General features: G+C 74.6%; 20 protein-coding genes. 5 read left to right on the top strand and 15 right to left on the bottom strand.

Annotation, left to right across the window (positions count from 1 at the left end; all coding sequences use genetic code 11):
* Positions 1–10: 10 nt before the first annotated feature.
* From Q3W68_RS12370 to Q3W68_RS12385, 4 genes are read right to left on the bottom strand one after another with little or no spacing between them, the layout of a single operon-like run.
* Positions 11–1,591, bottom strand: coding sequence for a bifunctional uroporphyrinogen-III C-methyltransferase/uroporphyrinogen-III synthase (locus Q3W68_RS12370; protein WP_262013166.1), 1,581 nt, complete (start codon positions 1,589–1,591; stop codon positions 11–13).
* Positions 1,588–2,574 carry a hydroxymethylbilane synthase gene (gene hemC, locus Q3W68_RS12375; protein ID WP_302905522.1) on the bottom strand — a complete coding sequence of 329 codons (987 nt, stop codon included), beginning with the start codon at positions 2,572–2,574 and terminating at the stop codon, positions 1,588–1,590. Before hemC ends, Q3W68_RS12370 begins: the two co-directional genes overlap by 4 nt.
* Positions 2,571–3,944 carry a glutamyl-tRNA reductase gene (locus tag Q3W68_RS12380; RefSeq protein WP_302905523.1) on the bottom strand — a complete coding sequence of 458 codons (1,374 nt, stop codon included), beginning with the start codon at positions 3,942–3,944 and terminating at the stop codon, positions 2,571–2,573. Before Q3W68_RS12380 ends, hemC begins: the two co-directional genes overlap by 4 nt.
* On the bottom strand, positions 3,941–4,711 hold the full coding sequence (locus tag Q3W68_RS12385) for a redox-sensing transcriptional repressor Rex (protein ID WP_013288748.1): 771 nt from the start codon (positions 4,709–4,711) through the stop codon (positions 3,941–3,943). Before Q3W68_RS12385 ends, Q3W68_RS12380 begins: the two co-directional genes overlap by 4 nt.
* A gap of 389 nt (positions 4,712–5,100) precedes the next feature.
* Between Q3W68_RS12385 and Q3W68_RS12390 the strand changes: the two genes are divergently transcribed.
* Together Q3W68_RS12390 and Q3W68_RS12395 are read left to right on the top strand one after the other, a co-directional pair.
* A complete protein-coding gene (locus Q3W68_RS12390) occupies positions 5,101–6,405 on the top strand; it encodes a sensor histidine kinase (RefSeq protein WP_302905524.1) in 1,305 nt (434 codons plus the stop codon).
* 102 nt (positions 6,406–6,507) lie between these two features.
* Positions 6,508–7,164 carry a response regulator transcription factor gene (locus Q3W68_RS12395; protein ID WP_302905525.1) on the top strand — a complete coding sequence of 219 codons (657 nt, stop codon included), beginning with the start codon at positions 6,508–6,510 and terminating at the stop codon, positions 7,162–7,164.
* A 9-nt stretch (positions 7,165–7,173) separates the two neighbouring features.
* Here Q3W68_RS12395 and Q3W68_RS12400 read toward each other — a convergent pair whose 3' ends face one another.
* Genes Q3W68_RS12400 through Q3W68_RS12410 form a run of 3 tightly spaced genes read right to left on the bottom strand, consistent with a single transcriptional unit; the run spans position 7,174 to position 9,758 of the window.
* Complete coding sequence (locus tag Q3W68_RS12400; protein ID WP_302905526.1) at positions 7,174–7,824, bottom strand: HAD family hydrolase; 651 nt, start codon at positions 7,822–7,824, stop codon at positions 7,174–7,176.
* Between the two features lie 13 nt (positions 7,825–7,837).
* Entirely contained in the window at positions 7,838–8,092 is a 255-nt protein-coding gene (locus Q3W68_RS12405; protein ID WP_013288752.1) for a glutaredoxin family protein, read from the bottom strand.
* Entirely contained in the window at positions 8,082–9,758 is a 1,677-nt protein-coding gene (locus Q3W68_RS12410; protein ID WP_302905527.1) for an AMP-binding protein, read from the bottom strand. Before Q3W68_RS12410 ends, Q3W68_RS12405 begins: the two co-directional genes overlap by 11 nt.
* 494 nt (positions 9,759–10,252) lie before the next feature.
* Between Q3W68_RS12410 and Q3W68_RS12415 the strand changes: the two genes are divergently transcribed.
* The 3 genes from Q3W68_RS12415 to Q3W68_RS12425 all read left to right on the top strand — a co-directional run bounded on the left by Q3W68_RS12415 (position 10,253) and on the right by Q3W68_RS12425 (position 13,367).
* Positions 10,253–11,224 (top strand): ECF subfamily RNA polymerase sigma factor, BldN family, encoded by a 972-nt coding sequence (locus tag Q3W68_RS12415; protein WP_151500442.1) that lies wholly within the window; start codon positions 10,253–10,255, stop codon positions 11,222–11,224.
* Positions 11,225–11,515: 291 nt separating this feature from the next.
* Entirely contained in the window at positions 11,516–12,376 is an 861-nt protein-coding gene (locus Q3W68_RS12420) for a DUF5667 domain-containing protein (RefSeq protein ID WP_120572968.1), read from the top strand.
* Positions 12,377–12,488: 112 nt separating this feature from the next.
* On the top strand, positions 12,489–13,367 hold the full coding sequence (locus Q3W68_RS12425; RefSeq protein ID WP_302905528.1) for an HAD family phosphatase: 879 nt from the start codon (positions 12,489–12,491) through the stop codon (positions 13,365–13,367).
* 15 nt (positions 13,368–13,382) lie between these two features.
* Here Q3W68_RS12425 and Q3W68_RS12430 read toward each other — a convergent pair whose 3' ends face one another.
* The 8 genes from Q3W68_RS12430 to Q3W68_RS12465 form a co-directional block, all read right to left on the bottom strand.
* Positions 13,383–14,288, bottom strand: coding sequence for a lysophospholipid acyltransferase family protein (locus tag Q3W68_RS12430; protein ID WP_302905698.1), 906 nt, complete (start codon positions 14,286–14,288; stop codon positions 13,383–13,385).
* A gap of 323 nt (positions 14,289–14,611) precedes the next feature.
* Positions 14,612–15,685, bottom strand: coding sequence for an NAD-dependent epimerase/dehydratase family protein (locus tag Q3W68_RS12435; RefSeq protein WP_302905529.1), 1,074 nt, complete (start codon positions 15,683–15,685; stop codon positions 14,612–14,614).
* 119 nt (positions 15,686–15,804) lie between these two features.
* Positions 15,805–15,906, bottom strand: a complete 102-nt coding sequence (locus Q3W68_RS12440) for an AURKAIP1/COX24 domain-containing protein (protein ID WP_007465623.1) — start codon at positions 15,904–15,906, stop codon at positions 15,805–15,807.
* Between the two features lie 220 nt (positions 15,907–16,126).
* A complete protein-coding gene (locus Q3W68_RS12445) occupies positions 16,127–16,336 on the bottom strand; it encodes a helix-turn-helix domain-containing protein (RefSeq protein WP_013288759.1) in 210 nt (69 codons plus the stop codon).
* A gap of 214 nt (positions 16,337–16,550) precedes the next feature.
* Entirely contained in the window at positions 16,551–17,735 is a 1,185-nt protein-coding gene (locus Q3W68_RS12450; protein ID WP_013288760.1) for an ABC transporter permease, read from the bottom strand.
* The gene (locus tag Q3W68_RS12455; RefSeq protein WP_302905530.1) at positions 17,732–18,628 is read right to left on the bottom strand and encodes an ABC transporter ATP-binding protein; all 897 of its coding nucleotides are present in this window, start codon (positions 18,626–18,628) and stop codon (positions 17,732–17,734) included. Before Q3W68_RS12455 ends, Q3W68_RS12450 begins: the two co-directional genes overlap by 4 nt.
* Complete coding sequence (locus Q3W68_RS12460) at positions 18,625–20,022, bottom strand: efflux RND transporter periplasmic adaptor subunit (RefSeq protein ID WP_302905531.1); 1,398 nt, start codon at positions 20,020–20,022, stop codon at positions 18,625–18,627. The genes Q3W68_RS12455 and Q3W68_RS12460 overlap by 4 nt, the downstream gene beginning before the upstream one ends.
* A gap of 29 nt (positions 20,023–20,051) precedes the next feature.
* The gene (locus tag Q3W68_RS12465; protein WP_302905532.1) at positions 20,052–21,803 is read right to left on the bottom strand and encodes a hypothetical protein; all 1,752 of its coding nucleotides are present in this window, start codon (positions 21,801–21,803) and stop codon (positions 20,052–20,054) included.
* Positions 21,804–21,837 lie beyond the last annotated feature (34 nt).

Genomic DNA, 21,837 nt, shown 5'->3' on the forward strand with positions numbered 1-21,837 from the left:
GGGCCTCCTGTCAGCGGAACCGCAGGGCGGTCGGGCCCTGCACCTTCGAGCCCCGGCGCTGCTTCGCCGGCATGGCGGCGAGCTTCTCCCGCAGCTCGACGGCGTAGGCGGCGAGCGCCTCCACCAGGTCGGGCACCGAGGCGTGCGGCGGCTGCACGTCGACGCGCAGGCCGAACTCGGTGGCGGTCTCCGCAGTCTTGGGCCCGATCACTGCAACAACGGTCCGCGCGTGCGGCTTCCCGGCGATACCGACCAGGTTCCGCACCGTGGACGACGAGGTGAACAGCACCGCGTCGAACCCGCCCGACTTGATCGCGTCGCGGATCTCGGCGGGCGGCGGGGCGGCCCGGACGGTCCGGTACGCGGTCACGTCGTCGACCTCCCAGCCCCGCTCGGTCAGGCCGGCGGCCAGGGTCTCGGTGGCGATGTCGGCGCGCGGCAGCAGCACCCGGCCGACCGGGTCGAGGATCTCGTCGTGCGGCGAGAACTCGGCCAGCAGGCCCTCGGAGGACTGCTCCCCGGAGGGGATCAGCTCCGGCTGGATGCCGAAGGCGCGGACCGCCTCGGCGGTGGCGTCACCGATGCAGGCGATCTTCACGCCGCCGAAGTGGCGGGCGTCGAGGCCGTGCTCGGCGAACTTCTCCCACACCGCCCGGACCGCGTTCACCGAGGTGAAGATCACCCAGGCGTACCGGCCGTCGACCAGGCCCTTGACCGCCCGCTCCATCTGCGCCGGGGTACGCGGCGGCTCGACCGCGATGGTCGGCACCTCGCACGGGATCGCCCCGTACGCGCGCAGACGCGCGCTCATCACGCCGGCCTGCTCCTTGGTGCGGGGCACCAGCACCTTCCAGCCGTACAGCGGGCGGTTCTCCCACCAGCTCAGCTTGTCGCGGTCGGTGACGGCCGCGCCGACGGTGAGCACCACCCGGCCGGTGAAGCCGAGCGCCGCCGCGACGAAGGAGTCCACGCTCGACGTGGTGGTGTACTGCGTCTCGCCGGTGCCGTCGCCGGTCACCCCGACCGCTGTGGTGCCGTCGACCCCGGCGGCCAGCAGGCCGTCCCGGACGGCGGCCAGGTCACCGGCGTCCACGGCGAGCGCCAGCGAACCCCGGCCCACGGCCGTGGCCAGCGCCTCGAAGTCGAGCGCGGTGACGTCCTCGACGTCGGCGGCGGTGCGTACGCCCGGCAGCGGGACACCCGCGTAGGTGGCGACGCCCTCGGCCTGGCCGACGCCCGGCACCACCTCGAAGTGCGCGGCGGTACGCGCGACCGCCTGCACCTCCTTGACCACCGAGTCGTGGCCGAACGGGTCACCGGCGACCAGGTGCACGGCGTTCTGCCCGGACCGGGCCGCGGAGATCAGCACCTTCGCCACGTCCCCCGGTACGCCCTCGGCGGGGCTGAACTCGGCGTCGGGCCGGGCCTGGGCGCGGACGTGCGCCAGGAGCGACTCGGGTACGCCCCGGTCGTAGACCACCTGGTCGGCGTCGACCAGGGCGTCCAGCGCCCGGCGGGTCAGCAGGCCCGGGTCGCCGGGACCGGCCCCGACGAATGCGATCTGGCCTACGGGCTTACGGGTGCGGGTCATTCTGTGCTCCCAAGTTGCTGGGTCCCCGGGCCGGCCTGTGCGTCCTGGCCGAGGATCGAGTCGGCGCCGAGTTCGAGGAGTTCGGCGGCGAGTGCCTTGCCGATCTCCGCCGCGTCGGCGGGCGTTCCGGTGCGGGACAGCCGGAGGTCACGAGTACCGTCCGGGCTGATCACCGCACCGCGCAGGTAGATCTCCTGATTGACGTCGCCCTCGTCGGTGGGCTCGCCTTCGGCGAGGACGGCGTACGCGGCCACGGGTGCGCTGCACCCTGCCTCCAGGGTGGCCAGCAGCGCCCGTTCCGCGATGATCGCGGCACGGGACGGTGCGTGGTCGAGCAGCGTGAGCAGCTCGATCACGTCCTGATCGTCGGCCCGGCACTCGACGGCCAGCGCGCCCTGGGCGGGTGCGGGCAGCATGAGCATCGGATCGAGCGTCTCGGTGATGACGTCGGCGCGGCCGATCCGGTTGAGCCCGGCGCGGGCCAGCACGACGGCGTCGAGGTCGGCGTCCGGGCCGAGCACCCGGCCGAGCCGGGTGTCGATGTTGCCCCGGATCGGGGTGACCTCCAACTGCATCCCCAGCGCGTGCAGCTGGGCGATCCGGCGCAGCGCGCCGGTGCCGACGCGGGCGCCGGGCGGCAGCTCGGCGAGCGTACGGCCGCCGGTGGCCACCAGCGCGTCGCGCGGGTCCTGCCGGGGCGGCACTGCCGCGACGTGCAGGCCGGGCGCCGCCGCGGTGGGCAGGTCCTTGTACGAGTGGACGGCGAAGTCGATCTCACCGGCGGTCAGCGCGTCGCGCAGCGCGGACACGAACACGCCGACGCCGAGTCGCTGCACCGGGGCGGTGGACCTGTCGCCGGCGGTCACCACCTCGACCAGCTCGACCGGGCGGCCGGTGGCCGCGGTGAGAGCTTCGGCCACATGGCCGGACTGGGCCATCGCCAGGGCGCTGCCCCGGGTGCCGAGGCGCAGGGGGGCGGTCATCGCGCACCTCCGGTGGGCGGGATGTCGGCGGCGTCGAACGACGGCCGCCCGTCGAGATCGGTGGCGACCACGTCGGGAACGGTGTCGACCGGGGACGTCTGCGGGACGTCCAGGTCGAACAGCTCGCGCAGCAGCGCCGCGTACTGGTCGCCGCCGGGCTCGGCGGCGAGCTGGCGGACCCGTACGGTCGGCTGGTGCAGCAGCCGCTGCACGACCCGGTGCACGGTGCGGGCGACCTCGGCGCGCTGGTCGTCGCTGAGGTCGGGGCGGCGCTGGCCGAGCCGGCGCAGCTCGGCGGTGACGACGTCCTCGGCCCGGCCACGCAGGGCGGCCACCGTCGGCGCGACGTCGGCGCCGCGCAGCCAGCTCAGGAACGCCTCGACCTCGCCGGTCACGATCCGGGCCACCTCGGCGGCGTCGGCCGCGGCCGGTCCGTCGGCGAGGACGGCGGCCATCCGGTCGATGTCGATCACCTCGACGCCGGGCAGCTCGGCGACGCCGGGCTCGACGTCGCGCGGGACGGCCAGGTCGAGCAGGACCAGCGGGCCGCGGTCGGCGTCCCGGCGGGCCAGCGCCCGGGTCACCACGTCGCGGGTGAGCACCGGCTCGGTGGCGGCGGTGGCGGCGACCACGACGTCGACGGTGCTGAGCGCGGTGATCAGCTCGGCCATCGGCACTGCGGACGCGCCGTACGACTCGGCGAGCCGGACGGCACGGGCGGCGCCCCGGTTGGTGACGGTGAGCGGGCCGGCGCCCAGCCGGGACAGCGTCGCGACGCCCAGCGAGCCCATCGCGCCGGCGCCGACCACCATCGCGGGCCGGCCGGCCAGGTCACCGTCGAGCAGCTCGGCGGCGAGGTCGAGCGCGGCGGTGACGACGCTCTGCCCGGCCCGGTCGATGTTGGTCTCGGCGTGCGCGCGCTTGCCGACCCGCAGCGCCTGCTGCATCAGCTCGTGCAGCAGCCGCCCGGCCGAGTCGGCGCCACCTGCGGAGTGGTACGCGTCGCGGAGCTGGCCGAGGATCTGCGCCTCGCCCACCACCATCGAGTCGAGCCCGGCGGCCACCCGGAAGACGTGGTCCACGGCGGCGGCGTCGTAGTGCACGTAGAGGTGCGGGGCGAGCGCCGCGGGCTGGCAGCCGGCCTGGTCGGCCAGGACCGCGCAGATGTCGCCGAGTCCGCCGTGGAACCCGGAGACAGCGGCGTAGACCTCCACCCGGTTGCAGGTGGAGACCAGGACGGCCTCGGCGACGTACGGCTGGGCGATCAGGCGGTCGAGCGTGCGGGTGAGGTCGGCGGGCGGGACGGCCAGCTGTTCCAGGGTGGCGACCGGGGCGGTGCGGTAGGACGCGCCGACGACGAGCAGTTTCACGTGCCGATCGCCTCCTGGGTGTCGGTGGCCGCGAGTCCGCCGGGCAGGGCGGTGAGGGCGGACCCGCCGGTGGCGGGGAGCGCGGTCAGCGATGCCTTGCGGTGCTCGTGGAAGGACAGGATCTGCAGCTCGATGGCGAGGTCGACCTTGCGCACGTCGACCCCGTCCGGAACCGAGAGTACGCACGGCGCGAAGTTGAGGATGCTCGTCACGCCGACGGCGACCAACTGGTCGGCGACCGCCTGGGCGGCGGGGGCGGGCGTGGCGATGACGCCGATCGAGATCGACTCCTCGGCGACGATCTGCGGCAGCTCGTCGACGTGCCGTACGACCAGGCCGTTGATCACTTCGCCGACGCGGGACCGGTCGGCGTCGACCAGCGCGGCGATGCGGAATCCGCGGTTGGCGAAGCCGTCGTAGCCGGCCAGGGCGTGACCGAGGTTACCCACGCCGACGAGCGCGACGGTCCGGCACTGGGTGAGCCCGAGCACGGAGGAGATCTGGTCGACAAGCAGCGCGACGTCGTAGCCCACGCCCCGGGTGCCGTACGAGCCGAGGTGGGACAGGTCCTTGCGGAGCTTCGCGGAGTTGACGCCGGCGGCGTTGGCGAGGCCCTCGCTGGACACCGTCTCGTGTCCGGCGTCGGCGAGCGCGTGCAGCGCACGCAGGTATTCCGGGAGCCGGGACACGGTCGCCTCGGGCAGGTCCGGAAGCGCCGGTACGGCACCGGTGCGACCGGGCGCGCCTGGTTGACGGTGCTGGCTCATGAGACTCCGTGCGGTGCGATCCTCGACCAGCGACGGGGGCCGGTCGTTTCGGGACTCCCGCTGGCGACCGAGATTGCCGGCTGTGCTAGCAGGGCGCGTCGGAACTACAGAGTAGGTGTTTGTGAAGGGGTGCACAAATCGCGATCTTGAAAGCTCGCGACGCGCCTTCACCTGCCCCTCCATTCCCGCAAGATCGATCAACCGCAGCTCTCGGCGGTGCGTGGCGATTATGGCTCAATCCAGACTTCCCTGACCAATCGCGCGGGGCCCGTAGCGCTCCGTGACCGGCGTGGCGAGGCGAGTCTCACGTTTTCAGTAGGGAGAACCCCACCCCCGAAAGGCCAGCGTGCGGGATGGGTGGGCGGGGCTCGCGCCCATAGCCTCGAACCATGACCGCCGTACCACTCGCCACCGCGCCCACTCCGCTGTCTCCCGTCCAGGGCCTGCTGCGCCGCCTCGCCCGCGACACCACCTACGTACTGGTGGGCTTCCCGCTGGCGATCGTCAGCTTCGTGCTGGCAGTGGTGGGGATCTCACTCACCGCCGGGCTGCTGGTGACCACGCTCGGCCTGCCGATCCTCGCCGGCTTCCTCTACGCGGCCCGCGGGCTGGCCGACATCGAGCGGCTCCGGCTCGCCGGGGTGCTGGACCGGCCCCGGGTACGCCCGGTCTACCGCAGGCCGGAGCCGGGCGCCGGGTTCTGGCGCCGGGTGTTCACCCCGATCCGGGACGCGCAGTCGTGGCTCGACCTGCTGCACGCCTTCGTCCGGCTGCTCGTGGCGGTGCCCACGTTCGTGCTGCTGGTGGTCTGGTGGGTGCTGGCCCTGGGCGGCACGCTCTACATCACCTACGACTGGGCCATCCCGCGCGGGCCGGGCGAGCAGGACCTGAGCCAGCTCCTCGGGATGGGCGACGGCGCCGGCGCGCGGATCACGCTGAACACCGCGATCGGACTGTTCGCCCTGTTCACGCTCCCGCTGGTGGCCCGCGGCTGCGCCCGGCTCCAGGCGGGGCTGGCGTACTCGCTGCTCACCGGCGTGGCCGAGATGCGGCAGCGGATCGTCACGCTGGAGGAGCAGAAGCGGGCCGCCGCCTCGGCCGAGGCGGTCGCGCTGCGCCGGCTGGAGCGCGACATCCACGACGGCCCGCAGCAGCGGCTGGTCCGGCTCGCCATGGACCTCGGCCGGGCCCGCCACCAGCTCACCGCCGACCCGGAGGCGGCTCGGCAGACGCTCGACGAGGCGGTCGCGCAGACCCGGGAGACGCTTGACGAGCTGCGTGCCCTGTCCCGGGGCATCGCACCGCCGATCCTGGTCGACCGGGGCCTGCCCAGCGCGCTCGCCGCGCTCGCCGCCCGCGCCCTGGTGCCCACCGAGCTGACCGTGGACGAAGACCTGGGCACCGCCGCCGGGCGGCTCGACCCGGGGCTGGAGAGCACCGCGTACTTCGTGGTGGCCGAGGCCCTGACGAACGTCTCGAAGCACAGCCGGGCGAACGCCTGCCGGGTGGAGGTCGCCCGGAAGGTGGGCCGGCTGGAGATCACCGTCACCGACGACGGAACCGGTGGCGCCCACCTGGCCAAGGGCCACGGGCTCAGCGGCATCGCCGACCGGGTCCGGGCGGCCGGCGGCACGCTGGAGGTGGACAGCCCGGTCGGCGGGCCGACCCGGATCCACGCCGAACTGCCGAGGTGACCCGGTTCGCCCGGACTCCGGGGCGTCGCGCGACCGCGTGGCGCGCCCGGGATCCGGGCCGCCGGGCCGGCACCGGGTCCGGGCGTGATAGACACCGGACCCATGCGGGTGGTGATCGCGGACGACGCCGTACTGCTCCGGGAGGGGCTGGTCCGGCTGCTGACCGAGTACGGGCACGAGGTGGTGGCGGCCGTCGGTGACGGTGACGCGCTGGTCGAGGCGGTGGTGGCGCACCGGCCCGACGTCTCGGTGGTGGACGTGCGGATGCCGCCGTCACACACCGACGAGGGACTGCGCGCCGCGGTGGAGGCCCGTCGGCGGGTGCCTGGTACGCCGATCCTGGTGCTGTCCCAGTACGTCGAGGTGTCGTACGCCGACGACCTGCTGGACACCGCGGGCGGGGCCGGCGGCGGCATCGGCTACCTGCTCAAGGACCGGGTCGCCGCGATCGACGAGTTCCTGGACGGCCTGGCCCGGGTGGCGGCGGGCGGCACCGTGCTCGACCCGGACGTGATCAGCCAGTTGCTGGTCCGGCGGCGCCGCGACGACCCACTGGCGTCGCTGACCCCGCGCGAGCGCGAGGTGCTGGCGCTGATGGCCGAGGGCCGCTCGAACACCGCCATCGCCCGGACGCTCGTGGTCAGCGACGGCGCGGTCGAGAAGCACGTCCGCAACATCTTCACCAAGCTGGACCTGCCCCCGGACGCGACCACCCACCACCGCCGCGTCCTGGCCGTCCTGGCCCACCTGCGCGCCTGACCGGGCGGGTCAGGCGAGCGTGCGGGCCAGCGTCACCGCCTCGGTGAGCGTGTCGGCGGCCGGGTGGCCGCTGCCCCGCAGCCGGTCCGGGTCGGAGAAGCCGCCGGTGTAGAGGACGCAGCGGGCGCCGACCGAGGCGGCCGCGTCGGCGTCGTCGAGCGAGTCGCCGATCAGCACCACCTCGTGCCCGCCCAGCCCCAGCTCGGCCAGGTGCTTCTCCAGCCACTCGGCCTTGCGCCCGCCGCCGACAGTGGCGCGCAGCCCGTCCACCCGGCGGAAGTGCGGGGTCAGCCCGTACGTGTGCACCGTCGGCACCAGCTCGTCGTGGAACCACATGGACAGCAGCGACTGGCTACCCTCCCACGACTCGATGGCGGCGGTGGCGTCGGCGGCCAGGGCGCAGGTGGTCAGCCCGGCGCGGTACGCGTCGTGGAAGACCCGGTCCAGCGTCCCGAACGCCTCGGCGTCCACCGCCCGGCCCAGCATCTCGGCGTAGTAGTCGGCGATCGGCCGCCGGAACCGTACCCGGTGCTCGGCCGCGGTGACCGCCGGTCCGCCGGCGCTGGCGAAGGCGACGTTCGTGGCCTTCACCACCAGGTCGAGGTCGTCGAGGAGCGTTCCGTTCCAGTCCCACACGAGGTGGCGTCGCGTAACCGTCACCCCAGCACCATAGCTAAAGCTGCGGCGTGGTCAGGTCCCGCAGCAGCCGGTCCTCCTCGACCCGCCAGTAGCCGTGCTCCTTGCCGTCGAGCAGCACCACCGGCAGCCGGTCGCCGTAGTCGCGCTCCATCTCCAGGTCTCCTGTCACGTCCCGCTCCACCCAGCGGTCACCGGTGACCGCCACCACCCGGTCGAGCGCGGCCTTCGCGTCGTCGCACAGGTGGCAGCCGGGCCGGGTGATCAGGATGAGCCTCGGGTCACTGGACATCGGATACCTCCGTGCGGATCTCGGTCGGCGACGCCGGCGACGGCACCGCGGGCGCCGGGCGCAGCTCGGTCTTGCGTACCTTCCCGATCGCCGAGTACGGCAGGCTGTCGACGAACTCGACGGCGGTCGGGCACTTGAACCGGGCCAGGTTACGCGCGCAGTGGGCGAGCACTTCCTCCGCCGTCACCGGCGGGCCGGCCGCCCGTACCACGTACGCCCGCACAGTCTCGCCGGTCCGCGGGTGCGGCACGCCCAGGACGGCCGACTCGGCCACCCCGGGGTGCGCCTGGAGCACCAGTTCCACCTCGTGCGGGTAGACGTTGAAGCCGTTGACCAGGATCAGCTCGCCGAGCCGGTCGACCAGGAACAGGTCGCCGTCGCCGTCGGCGTACGCCACGTCGCCGGTGGCCCACCAGCCGTCCGGGTCCGGCCCGCCCCGCCCGTCCGGCCAGTAGCCGGCGAACAGGTTCGGGCCGCGTACCACGATCTGCCCGGGGTCGGTGCCGGTCATCTCGTCGGAGAGGTCCATCTCGTCCTCGTCGGGGGCGTCGGCGGGCACCCCGTCGCGCCACAGCTCGGTGCCGTCGGAGCCGGTCAGGCGCAGCCCGACGCCGGGCAGCGGGCGGCCGATCGAACCGGGTTTCGGCTCGCCGCCGACGAGCGTCGAGGTGAGCACCGGCGCGGTCTCGGTGAGCCCGTAGCCGACGTGCACCGGATGCCCGGTCAGCTCGGTGAAGCGCGCGCCGGCCGCGAGCGGCAGCGGCGCCGCGCCGCACACCGCGACGCGCACCGAGGCGAGCGCCGTGGCCGGGTCACGCGCCGCCTCGGCCCAGGTCAGGAACATCGACGGTACGCCGACGAGCACTGTGACCCGGTGCCGGGCGATCTCGTCCAGCGCACCGGCCGGACCGGGCTCGTCGACCAGCACGCCTGTCGCGCCGTGCCGCACCACGGCGCCGAGCGCGGAGTTCAGCCCGTACGCGTGGAACAGCGGAAGGGCGAGCAGCACGACGTCGTCGGGGCCGACCACGGGCGGTTCGATGCGGTCGACCTGGTCGTGGTTGGCGGCGAGCGCCAGGTGCGACAGCATCGCGCCCTTGGGCCGGCCCTCGGTGCCGGAGGTGTAGAGCAGGACGGCCAGGTCGTCGCCGGAGCGGGCCGGGAACCCGTCCGGCGCGTCGTCGCCGGCCACCGGCGGCGCGGTGTGCACGGCACGCAGCGCGGGCAGCTCGGCGGCGTCCACCCGTCCGGTCACCTCGGGCGCGCCGACCAGCACTGCGGCGCCGGAGTCGGCGAGCACGTGCCGCAGCTCGCGGGCGGTCAGCGTGGGATTGACCGGCACGGCCACCAGGCCGGCCCGGAGCGCGGCGAGGTAGGTGACCACGAAGTCCGGGGTGTTGCCGAACGCGATCGCCACCCGGGGCGGGTGGCCGGTGCCGTCGGCCGGCGGCGCGTCGGCCGGCAGCGCGCGGGCGGTGGCGGTGACCGCGTCGTCCAGCTCGGACCAGCTCAGCGTCCGGTCGCGCCAGTGCAACGCGGCCCGGTCGGCCCGCTGCGCGGCGGCCTGGCGGAGCCGGTCGGCGAGGTTCGGCGCGGAGCTTTCGGCGGCGTCCTGCACGGTGGCTGAGTCTGGCACAGCCGCGTGCGCCGGGCCATGCCCGAACACCGCGTGGGGTCCGCCGCACGGGACTGCAATTGCCGTACGGTGGGATTCCTAGCCACGGGATGAGGATCTCCACCGATGTGGGGCGGGCAGCCGGAGGCGACCCGGCCGCACCTCTCCCGCGACACGCCGAGCGAAAAGAAAATCGGCTCCGACCAGGACTTTCCACTCCAGACCAGGTTCCGGCGCGAAAGTCAACCACACACGACGGACAACGGGTCCGCCACGTGTGCGACCTGGCGGGAAATACTTCCGCTCTGTGTAACGGACTTGCCACGCGTGGGTGACGTTGGCCCTATCATCACTCGGGTCGGCTCACCCCATTTGCCGTGAGTCGACACCCCTCAGCCCGAGGAGGCCCCCGTGCCCGTGAGCGCATTGGACCAGCACCTCAAGGGGATCTGCCGCCCGCCGGCACTTCCCGACCCGGCCGTGCCCGACCGGGTGATACCCGGTCCTCCGGCGCGGTCACTGTCCGCTCAGCCTGGGGAGGCGCGGTGACCACCTTCGGTTACGCCGAACGACCGGCCGGCGTCACCGGCCCGACACAGCGCAACCCGCTCAACGAACGCGCGGACCCCGGCCCACGAGGCGCCGACGGGCAGCTCGCGGTACGCGGCGACGGGCGGCGGGTACGCAGCCGAGCGCACCACACGAACGAGGCGCCGCCCCGCCCCGCGACCCCGGGCGGCAACGCGAAGCCCGCGACCGGCCGCCTGGGCAGCCCGACCCGCCCGACCATGCCGGCCCAGGCACGGCGCGGCGACGCGGCGACCGGGGCCGAGCCGTCCGCCGCCGAGACCGCTGTCCTGCCGGCGGTGACCACCGGCGACACCGCCGTCCTGCCCGCCGTCCCGGCCGCCGCGCCCGCCACCGGCTTCCCCAGCCGCCCCGACCCGTCCGACCCGGCCACCGAGGTGTGGACGCTGGTCGAGCGCGCGCAGGCGGGCGAGTCCGAGGCGTTCGGGCTGATCTACGACAGGTACGTCGACACCGTCTTCCGGTTCGTCTACTTCCGGGTCGGCAACCGCCAGCTCGCCGAGGACCTCACCTCCGACACGTTCCTGCGGGCACTCAAGCGGATCGGCAGTTTCACCTGGCAGGGGCGCGACCTCGGCGCCTGGCTGGTCACCATCGCCCGCAACCTGGTCGCCGACCACTTCAAGTCCGGGCGCTACCGGCTGGAGGTCACCACCGGTGACGTCCTGGACGCCGACCGGGAGGACCGCGGGCCGGAGGGCAGCCCGGAGGCCGCAGTGGTGGAGCACATCACGAACGTCGCCCTGCTCACCGCCGTCAAGCAGCTCAACCCGGAGCAGCAGGAGTGCATCGTGCTGCGGTTCCTCCAGGGCTTCTCGGTGGCCGAGACGGCCCGCGCCATGGGCAAGAACGAGGGCGCCATCAAGGCTTTGCAGTACCGGGCGGTCCGGGCGCTGGCCCGGCTGCTGCCCGACGGCTTCCACTCCTGAGCGGCACCCGCACCCGTCCTCTCCACCGGCGTACACGCCGGGCGCTGTCGCGTGCCCGACGCCCCACGCGAGCCGATCACTCTTGGTGATTTCGCCGCCGTCCCGGCCGTAACCGGCGACCGGCGCGGTCCGTTTCTCCGGGTGCGACCAGTGGTTGTCCCGGCGTCCCCCGGGCCACCCGGTCCGGCGGGTCAGGTCGGCCGTTCCGGTCGGCTCTGCGCCACACGCTGCCACCGGTCGCTGGTGACGACGACGGCCGCCCGGCCGTGACCAGCGAGAGGGGGTGCCGCGGTGGACAGCGACCTCTTCTCCCGTCGGCGGGCCGAGCGCTTCGCGCAACTCCTCGACGAGGCCAACGGCGGACGCCGGCACCACGTCCGGTCCAAGGCGGACGGTGAACTCACCGCACTCGTCGAGGTGAGCCGCCGGCTCACCACCGAACGGCCCGACGTCGAGGTGGACGCCGAGTTCCGTACCGGCCTGCGGGCGATGCTCGTGGCCACCGCCGAACGCGAGGGCATCGGGACGCCGGCCAGGACCACCACCACGAGCGGGGTACGCGGCGCGCTGCTACCCGCCATCACCGGCCGCCGGGCGCGGGCCCGGGGCGCGATCCTGGTCGGTGTGGCCGCCGGGGCGGTCGCCCTCTCCGGCATCTCCGCCGCCAGCGAGAACGCACTGCCGGGCGACGCCCTGTACGGCATGAAGCGCTCCACCGAGCGCGCCCAGCTCGCGCTCGCCAGCTCGGACATCAGCCGCGGGCAGCTCTTCCTCGACTTCGCCCGCACCCGGCTCGACGAGGCCGCCTCGGTCCGCGACGACCGGCTCGGCTTCAGCGCCGTCCTGGACGACATGGACGCGGACACCCGCCAGGGCGTACGCCTGCTGACCACTGTCGCCGCGCAGCGCTCCGACCCGGCGGCGCTGGACGCGGTGGACACGTTCCTGGCCGGCCAGCGCCGAGTGGTCAGCGGCCTTCTCGACCGGCCCGACCACGCCGACCGGGACCGCACCCGCCGCTCGCTGGCCCTGCTCGACGCAGCCGGCAAGCGCGCCGACGCGCTCCGCGAGGCGATCGCCTGCGGGCTGCCCGCGCCGCAGGCCAGCGACACGCTCGGGCCCGCTCCGGCCACCTGCCCGGCCGACCGCTGAGCGGCGGACGCGTAGCGCGCCACACTTCGCCCGGCGGACACCCGGCCGTCACACGGTGCCGGATACGCTCGACGCGGAGGGCGTACGCGGTCGTCGAGGCAGGGAGGTCGCCGTGGCCGAAAGCCGGAAGGTGACCGTCAGCACCGACGCGCACGGGCACACCGCGGGCTGGTCGGAGACCCCGTCGGCGCCGGCGACCACAGTCACACCCGACCCCACCGCTGCCGCGTTCTTCGACGTGGACAACACGATGATGCAGGGCGCCTCGATCTACTGGTTCGCCCGCGGTCTGGCCGCCCGGAAGTACTTCACCACCGGTGACCTGGCCCGGTTCGCCTGGCAGCAGGCCCGGTTCCGGCTGCTCGCCACCGAGCACGCGGGCGACATGTCGCAGGCCAAGGACGCCGCGCTCGCCTTCGTCGAGGGCTGGCGGGTCGACGACATGGAACGCCTCGCCGACGAGATCTTCGACGAGCTGATGGCGCCGCGCATCTGGGCCGGCACCCGTCGCCTGGCCCAGCGTCACCTCGACGCGGGTGAGCGGGTCTGGCTGGTCAGCGCCGCGCCGGTGGAGATCGGCCGGGTGATCGCGGCCCGGCTCGGCCTGACCGGCGCGATCGGCACGGTGGCCGAGGTGGTCGACGGCGCGTACACCGGCCGGTTGGTCGGTGACCTGATGCACGGGCCGGCGAAGGCCGAGGCGGTGACCCAGCTCGCCGCCGTGGAAGGGCTGGACCTGGCCCGGTGCGCCGCCTACAGCGACTCGGCCAACGACCTGCCGATGCTCTCCGTGGTCGGCCGCGCGGTGGCGGTGAACCCCGATCCGGCGCTGCTGCGGCAGGCCCGCGAGCGGGGCTGGGACGTGCGCGACTTCCGCACCGGGCGGCGGGCCGTACGCATCGCCGTGCCCTCCACCGCGGCGGCCGGGCTGCTCGCGGGCGCGGTCACGGCCGGCCTGGCGCTGCACCGGCGCCGCCACCGCGACGCCTGAACCGAGCGGCCCGGCTCAGGGGCCGAACGGGTCGGGCCGGCGTTCGAGCAGCTTGTGCAGCGTCTGCTGGATCGTCTCCCGCACCTGGTCGGCGAGGTTGAACACCACGAGCGGGTCGTCCGCCGCGTCGCGCAGGTGCGCGGTCGGGATCGGCGGGCAGAACTCGATCAGCCACTTGCTCGGCAGCGGCACCATGCCCAGCGGCCCCAGCCAGGGGAACGTCGGCGTGACCGGGAAGTACGGCAGTTTGAGCAACCGGGCCAGCGGCTTGATGTCGGCGAGCATCGGGTAGATCTCCTCGCCGCCGACGATCGCCACCGGCACGATCGGCGTACCGGTGCGCAGCGCGGCGGAGACGAACCCGCCCCGGCCGAACCGCTGGAGCTTGTAGCGGTCGGAGTAGAGCTTGCCGACGCCTTTGAAGCCCTCGGGGAACACGCCCACCAGTTCCCCGTTGCCGAGCAGCCGCTCCGCGTCCGGGCTGCACGCCACGGTGCCGCCGGTCTTGCGCGCTATCTCGGAGACGACGGGCATCCGGAACACCAGGTCGGCGCCGAGCAGCCGCAGGTAGCGGTGCGCCGGGTGCCGGTCGTGCAGCGCGGTGGAGAGGATCAGCGCGTCGAGCGCCACGGTGCCGGAGTGGTTGCCCACGACGAGACCGGCGCCCTCGTCGGGCACGTGCTCGACGCCGGTGACCTCGGTGCGGAACCAGTCCCGGTAGAGCAGCCGGACCAACGGGTGGACCACCGCGTCGGTCAGGTCGGGGTCGAAGCCGAACTCGTCGACCTCGTAGTCGCCCGCGAGCCGCCGCCGCAGGAACGCCAGCCCCTGGGCCACCTTGCGGTCCCAGTGGTCCCCCGGCCGGTCGGCCACCGCCGGGCCCGGCGGCGTGTCACCGGCCGGCGCGTTCCCGGCGGGCACCGCGTCGGCGGGTGCCGGCTGCGCGACCGTCTTCTTGGCGACGGCCTTCTTCGCGACGGTCTTCTTGGCGACCGCCTTCTTCGCGACCGTCTTCTTCACGGGCTGGTGGGGCGTGGCCGGGCTCGGAACGCCCGCGTCGGCGGCGCCCGGCTCGTCGGCGGAGGTGTCCGGCTCGTCGTCCCTCGCCGGGTCGGCCGGCGCGGCCGGGCGGGCGGACGGCGCCGTCACCCGGCGGTGCCCGTTGCGCCGCGCCGGCTCCGCGCCCGGATCCGGCACACCCAGCGGTACGTCGTAGCGCGCATCACGCCGCTCGTCCGGGCTGCTCACGATCGCTCCCGCACGGTCGAGCGGACCTGCCGGATGCTCTCCAGCACCAACTGCTCGGCGGCGGCGAGCTGATCGCGGGTGACCACGACGCCGCCGTGGTGGGCGCGGATGAAGTCGTCGAACGCGGCGGCGGTCGAGCGGGGCGTGAAGCCGTACTCCCGCTCCAGCCGGCTGGTGTCCACCACCCGGCCGTGCACGAAGAGGTCCACCTGGTCCAGGCCGTATCGGCCGAAGCCCAGACTGCGGGCGACCGCGGCCACCCCGGCGAGGCCCGGCTCCAGCACCGGCACCGCCACCCGGCCGGCCCGGCGGATCGCCTGCGACAGCGACAGCACCCCCGGCCCGGCGACGTTGTACGTGCCCGGGTGGTCCTCGGCGACCGACCGGTGCAGCACCTCCAACGCGTCGTCGAAGTGCACGAACTGCAGGCGCGGGTCGCGACCGAAGACTGTTGGCACCACCGGCTGGGAGAAGTAGCGGGTGAGCGTGGTGTCGGCGGCGTACCCGATGAACGGCGCGAACCGCAGCACCGTCGCGGTGACGTCGGGCCGGCGGCGGCGGAACCCGCGGACGTACCCCTCGATGTCGAGGATGTCGCGGCCGAAACCACCGCGCGGCACCTCGCGCGGTTCGGTCTCCTCGGTGAAGACGGCCGGATCGCGGAACGACACCCCGTACGCGGCGGTGGACGAGCGGACCACGAGCTTGCGCAGCCGGGGCGCGCGCTGCGCGGCGGCGAGCAGCTGCATGGTGCCGATGACGTTCTGTTCCTTCATCCCCGAGCGGCCGCCCTGTTGCGGGTCCGGGGAGGTGACCAGCGCCAGGTGCACCACCGTGTCGACGTCGAGGTCGAGCAGGAGGCCACCGAGCGAGTCGAGGTCCAGGCGGATCCGTTCGACGTCGGAGAGCAGGTCGGTCAGCTCCGGGTTGGGCGGTGCCGAGTCGACCCCGATGACGCGCTCGATCCGCTCGTCGGCGGCGAGCCGGGCGGCCACGTGGGCGCCCAGCCACCGGCCGACCCCGGTGACGACGACGACCCCCGGGGCACCGGAGGTGTCACCGGGGGTCATGTCGTGCGCCTAGCGCGGCAGGCGGGATCGAGCCGGGACGTCCGCGGCCTGATCACCTGAGCCTCCGAGGGTCGACAGTTGGCAAGTGGTGCCGGTGCCGGGCCAGTGCCCGGCCCCGGTCACTTGCCGAGACGGCGACGCTGGACGCGGGTCTTGCGCAGCAGCTTGCGGTGCTTCTTCTTAGCCATGCGCTTGCGGCGCTTCTTGACCACCGAGCCCATACGACAGCCTTTCGATGCAACGTGCGGGGCGGACCGGACGGCACCACCGCGGGTGGCGCCGTGACCGCTTGCGGACAACGGACCGGACCAGCGTGGTGGGCAGGGCACACCAGAGAGCGGTCACGGTCGTGGCCCAGCCTAACCGGAGTGCGTCAGCAGGACCAACGCGCCCCCGTCGATGCCCCTTTTCGTCGCACTCGGCGGACGGCCGGCCGACGGCTCAGGCGGACTCCTGGAAGGCGCCCCGGAGGTATTCGTGTACGGCGTGCTCGGGCACCCGGAACGACCGGCCGACCCGTACCGCGGTCAGCTCACCGCTGTGCACGAGGCGGTAGACGGTCATCTTGGAGACCCGCATGACCGTCGCCACCTCGGCGACGGTCAGGAACCTGACATCCGACAGCCGTGCGTCGGACTGCGACCCGGCCATGGCTCACCGACCCATTCCCGTGCCCGGCGCGTGTCACCGGGCAGGTGTTCCCGCCTCGACGAGCGACGCGCGTGTAACCAGTACGGTAGCGGGACGGCTGTGACCTGCGCGATCCCTTCCACCCTTTGATCATGGCGAGACAGCCGTTCACCCGATGTCCACCAGGGCTTTTTCGCCCGGACGGGTGTCTCGTCCGATCCGGCTACGCCACCGGCTACTCGGCGCGCAGCGCCACCACCGGGTCGAGCCGTCCGGCCCGCTGCGCCGGCACCACGCCGAAGACGATGCCGACCGCCGCGGATACGCCGAACGCCAGCGCCAGCGACCACCAGGTGATCGCCGCCGGGATCGGCGAGAACGCGTCCACGAGCAGCGCGGTGCCCACGCCCAGCGCCATCCCGGTCAGGCCGCCCACCGAGGTGAGCAGCACCGCCTCCAGCAGGAACTGCACGCCGATGTCGCGTGGGCGGGCGCCGACCGCCTTGCGCAGGCCGATCTCGCGGGTCCGCTCGCGTACCGAGACCAGCATGATGTTGGAGACGCCGACGCCGCCGACCAGCAGCGAGATGCCCGCGATGGCGGCCAGCACGCCGGTGAGCACGCCCAGGATGTCGCCGAGCACGCCGAGGATCTGCCGCTGCGTGACGGCGCTGAACTCGGTGTCCGGGTGCCGGCGCGACAGCTCCGCCACGATCCGGTCGCCGAGTTCGTCGATCCGCTCCCGGTCCGGCGCCTTCACCGCGATGCCGTCGATGCGCTGGGTGCCCCACAGCCGTTGCGCCGCCGTCACCGGTACGTGCACCTCGTCGTCCCGGTCGACGCCGAGGCTCTGCCCGAGCGGGGCGAAGACGCCGATCACCCGGAACCGCACGCCGGCCAGCGTGACCTGCTGGCCGAGCGGGTCACGGTCGGGAAAGAGCGCCCGGGCCACCGAGTCGCCGAGCACCGCCACCCGGCGGCTGGTGTCCACGTCCGCGCCGGTGAGGTAGCGGCCACGCGACAGCGAACGGGTGAACACCGACGGGGTGGTCTCCAGGACGCCCTGCACGGTGGTGAAGTCGGAGCGGTTACCGGCCCGCGCGGTCGCGCCGGAGGCCACCGTGACGGCGACCCGGCCGGGGTCACCGACCACCCGGGAGACCGCGTCGGCGTCGCTGAGGTCCAGCGGCGAGACCACCGGCGCGTTGCCTACCTCGATCCGGCCCGGCACCACCAGCAGCAGGTTCGAGCCGAGCCCTTCGACCTGCTGCTCGACCTGTTGTTTCGTACCGGTGCCGATGGCCACCAGGATCACCACCGAGGCCACCCCGATGATCACCCCGAGCATGGTCAGCAGGCTGCGCATCCGGTTGGCCCGCAGCGCGTCCGACGCCACCCGCCACGCCTCGGCCAGCCTCATCCGGCGGCTCCCCCGCCTGGCGGGAGGCGGCCGTCCGCCCACGCAGGGCGCTCCTCGGCTCGCGGAAGGCGCCCGGTGGCCCCGGTGGCGCCACCGGGGCCACCGGGCGGGTGCCCCGGGCCGCTTCCGGACGCGGACCGGGGCTCCGCGCTGGGAGCGGGGTCCAGTGTCGCAGGTACGCCGGAGCGGTCCGACGGCGGTCGATCATGAAGGCTGTCGGACCGGATCAGCCCGTCCCGTACCGCGATGCGCCGGTGTGCCCGGGCGGCCACCTCCTGGTCGTGGGTCACCATCACCAGCGCCACCCCGGACTCGGCGTTCAGCTGCTCCAGCAGTTCCAGTACCGCCTCGCCGGTGGCGCTGTCCAGGTTGCCGGTCGGCTCGTCGGCGAGCAGCACGGCCGGTTCGGTGACCAGGGCCCGGGCGATCGCCACCCGCTGCTGCTCGCCGCCGGAGAGCTGGTTGGGCCGGTGGTGCAGCCGGTGGCCGAGCCCGACCCGGCCCAGCATCGCCGCCGCCCGCTCCCGCCGCTGCCGCGCCCCGACACCCCGGTAGACAAGCGGCAACGCCACGTTGTCCACTGCCGACGTACGGGCCAGGAGGTGGAACGCCTGGAACACGAAGCCGATGGTCTCGTTGCGCAGGGTCGCCAGCTCCGGCGCGGTGAGTGTGGTCACGTCCCGGCCGCCGATCACCAGCCGGCCGCCGCTGGGCCGGTCCAGCCCGCCGAGCAGGTGCATCAGCGTCGACTTGCCCGAGCCGGAGGGCCCGATCACGGCCACGTACTCGCCCTGGTCGATGGTGAGCGACACCCCGCGCAGCGCGGACACCGACACCCCGTCCAGCTCGTACGTGCGCCAGACGTCGACCGCCTCGACCGCCGGTACGGTCACGGGAGTTCCTGGCCGTCGCGCACCTGGTCGGCGCCGCGCACCACGACCCGGTCACCGGCCCGTACGCCGTCGACGATCTGCACCAGGTCCTGCCCCTGCACGCCGACAGTCACCGGCACCCGGTCGGCCCGGCCGTCCCGCAGCACCCAGACCGCGTCCCGCCCGTCGGTGGAGAACACCGCCGACGCCGGCACCGCCACCGCGTCGGTGGCCTCCCGCACCCGCAGCCGTACCACCGCGTTCATGCCGGGCCGGGGCGCCGGGGCGGCCTCGGCCTCACCGAGGCGGCCGGCGCCGAGGTCGAGCCGGACCCGGTAGGTGACGCCACCCCGGGCCGAGCTGGTGGGCAGCACGTCCACCGACCGCACAGTGGCGTCGTACGTCGCGCCGGTCACCGCGTCCAGCTCGACCGACGCGGGCACCCCGGCCCGGACCAGCAGCACGTCGGTCTCGTCCACCTCGGCGAGCAGGCCGAGCCGGCCGATGTCCACCACGGTGAGCACCGGCGTGCCGGCGGTGACCCGGCCACCGGCCGGGATCGCGTCGTCCACCCCCGGTGGCGGGCCGCCCTGCCCGCCACCGCCCAGCGCCGACGGGTCGAGACCGGGCACCGCCGCGCCACCTGCCGCACCGAGCAGCCCGGCCAGGTCGGCCGGCGCCGCCGCCCGGGTGCCGCCCGGCTGCACCACGCCGGCGATCGGCGCGCGCAACGTCAGCGCGTCCACAGTCGCCTTCGCCAGGTCGTACGCCTGCTGGGCCTGGAGTCGTTGCGCGGCCGACAGCGCGCCGACGGCGCTGTTCAGGCCCGCGACGCCGCGCTGCACCTGGGCGACGGCCCGGTCGGCGGCGCGGGCGGCGGACTCGTACTGCCGCTGCGCCGACTGGACCTGGAGCAGCAGCGCGGCGCGTACCTGCGGGTCGCCGACCTTGCCGGCGGCGGCGCGGGCGGCGGCGAACGCCTCGTCGGCGGCCCGGTCGGTGCCACGCCGGCTGCCGCCCAGGTCGCCCGTGCCGGCCCCCCGCCCGGCCCGCTTCGCCGCACGCAGCGCGTCCCGCGCCTTCGCCAGGCGGTCCCGGGCCGACGGCGAGTCGATCACCGCGAGCACCTGCCCCCGGGTCACCCGCTGCCCCGGCTGGACCCGCAGCCGGGCCAGCGTGCCGTCGGCGGGTGCGGTGAGCGTGGCCGCGGCGCGGGCGGTGACGGTGGCCGGGGCGTCGATCACCTCGCTGACCGGCGCGCGGCCCACCTCGGCGACCGTGACCGCCGGGGCGTCGTCGCCGCAGGACGCGGCGGTCGTGCCGATCAGCGCGACGACGGCGAGCACCGCAGTGACGAGACGGGGGCGGCGGGCCGCGGGCAGCCGCGGCGAGGGAGTGCGGGCCACCTGGCCCATGCTACGACCCGTAGACAGGTGTCGACGTGTCAGCCGACGACGGCTCGCACGTAGGCGACGCAGTCGTCGTGCAGCATCGACCACGGGTCGCCGAACACCTCGTCGGCGGCCTGCTCCGGGGTCCGGCCCTGGTGCACCACGGCCCGGTAGAAGTCCAGCATCCGCTGCTCGCCGTACCTGTCGACCAGATGCCGTACGGCCAGGTAGCCGACGCCGTACGCGCCACCGACCCGGCCGTCGCTCGCGTCGTCGGCGGGCGCCACCGCGTCCAGCCGCCCGGACCACCCGCCGCGCAGCAGGTCCCGCACCTCGGTCAGGCCGTCGTAGCGGTGCACTGGCTGCCCGTCGGCACCGGCGTACTCGGCCAGCCCCTCCACCAGCCACCAGTCCGCGCGGTCGGCGTAACCCCGGTCGGGCAGCGAGGCCGCGTGGGTCAGCTCGTGCCGGAGCAGGTCGTCGATGCCGGCCGTGGTGACGATCTGGGCGTTGAGCACGACGTCGTGGCGTCCACCCCCGACGCCCACCGCGTAGCCGGCTGTCCACTTCGGTCGGCCGCCGCCGTACCAGCGCTGCCACTCGCCCTTCCCGGCGTAGTAGACGAGGTACCGGTCCGGCGGCCGGCCGCCGATCGCGTACCGGTCCGCTGCCCGGGCAGCGGTCTCGGCCTGGGCGAGCAGGCCGGGCAGTCTGCGCCGCTGGGCCGGCGTGGTGGCCACGACCACCCGCTTGCCGACCGTCACGGCCAGGTCGTTCGCCTGCCACGGCCGAACACCGGCCGGGTCCGCCTCGGACGTCTCCAGAGCGGTCAACCGGGGTTCCTCCCCCGCCATCCGCCAGCGCGCGCCCAGCTCCACAGTGCTCGGTTCACAGTCCGGCACCACGAAGCAGTAACCCACCGTCACCGTCTGCCGCCACTCCCCCGGCCGCCCGTCGACAGCCTCCGGCACCCCGTCGGCCACCGGCCGCCACACGGTGACCCGCAGTGCCCGCAGCGCCGCGTACCGGCGGCTCAGCGCCGGACGGGCCGCCGGCTCGGCGATCGCGAGGAAGCCGGCCCGGTCGGCGCCGAGGAGCGCGACGGCCTGCCGGTCGAGCAGCGCGAGCATCCGCCCGCCGAGCCGCCGCTGCGCCGCCGTGCCCGGGTCGCCCTTCGCGGCCGGCCGCCCGGCCGCATCAGGCGCCGACTCCCGCAGGAGTACGCCGGGCACGGCGCCCGCCACCAGGCCGAGCGCCAGTCCGAGCGCGGTCCAGAGCGGCAACCGCCGCCGTCCCCGCACCGCCCGCGTCCGCGCCGGGTCCGGCTGCGCCAGGGGTACGGGGTACGGCGCCGGACCAGCGGCGGGGTGCGGCAACGACGCCGCGTCCGGTGCCGGTGCCGGTGCCGGTGCCGGTGCCGGTGCCGGTGCGATGGTGTCGACGGCGGAGGTGGCGGCGGTTTCGGCGTGGGTGTCGTCAGCGCGGGCGTTGGCGGCGCTCGCGTCGGCGGCGCGGGCGGCGTCGGCGCGGGCGTTGGCGGCGCTCGCGTCGGCGGCGCGGGCGGCGTCGGCGCGGGCGGCGTCGGCGCTCGCGTCGGCGGCGCGGGCGGCGTCGGCGGTGGTTTCGGCGTCGCTGGCGTCAGTGGTGCTCGCGTCGGCCGCGCGGTCGGCGTTGGCGCTGACGGTGGCGGTGCTCGTGTCGGCGGCGCTCGCCTTGTCGGCGCTCGCGTCGGCGGCGTCGACGGTCGGACGAGGCTCGTCGCCGTCCGTCGTCCGGCCGGGAGGCTGCTCGTCGCCGTCGGTCACCGGCGAAGGGTACGACCAATCGGGCGTTCCGGGA

The sequence above is a fragment of the Micromonospora sp. C28ISP2-4 genome (genome assembly GCF_030519385.1).
Classification (GTDB): Bacteria; Actinomycetota; Actinomycetes; order Mycobacteriales; family Micromonosporaceae; genus Micromonospora; species Micromonospora tulbaghiae.

Coding starts and splice junctions, on each gene's coding strand:
- hemC (WP_302905522.1), bottom strand. CDS start 2,574: ATGACCGCCCCCCTGCGCCTCGGCACCCGGGGCAGCGCCCTGGCGATG.
- Q3W68_RS12395 (WP_302905525.1), top strand. CDS start 6,508: ATGCGGGTGGTGATCGCGGACGACGCCGTACTGCTCCGGGAGGGGCTG.
- Q3W68_RS12390 (WP_302905524.1), top strand. CDS start 5,101: ATGACCGCCGTACCACTCGCCACCGCGCCCACTCCGCTGTCTCCCGTC.
- Q3W68_RS12405 (WP_013288752.1), bottom strand. CDS start 8,092: ATGTCCAGTGACCCGAGGCTCATCCTGATCACCCGGCCCGGCTGCCAC.
- Q3W68_RS12445 (WP_013288759.1), bottom strand. CDS start 16,336: ATGGCCGGGTCGCAGTCCGACGCACGGCTGTCGGATGTCAGGTTCCTG.
- Q3W68_RS12435 (WP_302905529.1), bottom strand. CDS start 15,685: ATGACCCCCGGTGACACCTCCGGTGCCCCGGGGGTCGTCGTCGTCACC.
- Q3W68_RS12450 (WP_013288760.1), bottom strand. CDS start 17,735: ATGAGGCTGGCCGAGGCGTGGCGGGTGGCGTCGGACGCGCTGCGGGCC.
- Q3W68_RS12440 (WP_007465623.1), bottom strand. CDS start 15,906: ATGGGCTCGGTGGTCAAGAAGCGCCGCAAGCGCATGGCTAAGAAGAAG.
- Q3W68_RS12370 (WP_262013166.1), bottom strand. CDS start 1,591: ATGACCCGCACCCGTAAGCCCGTAGGCCAGATCGCATTCGTCGGGGCC.
- Q3W68_RS12385 (WP_013288748.1), bottom strand. CDS start 4,711: ATGAGCCAGCACCGTCAACCAGGCGCGCCCGGTCGCACCGGTGCCGTA.
- Q3W68_RS12460 (WP_302905531.1), bottom strand. CDS start 20,022: ATGGGCCAGGTGGCCCGCACTCCCTCGCCGCGGCTGCCCGCGGCCCGC.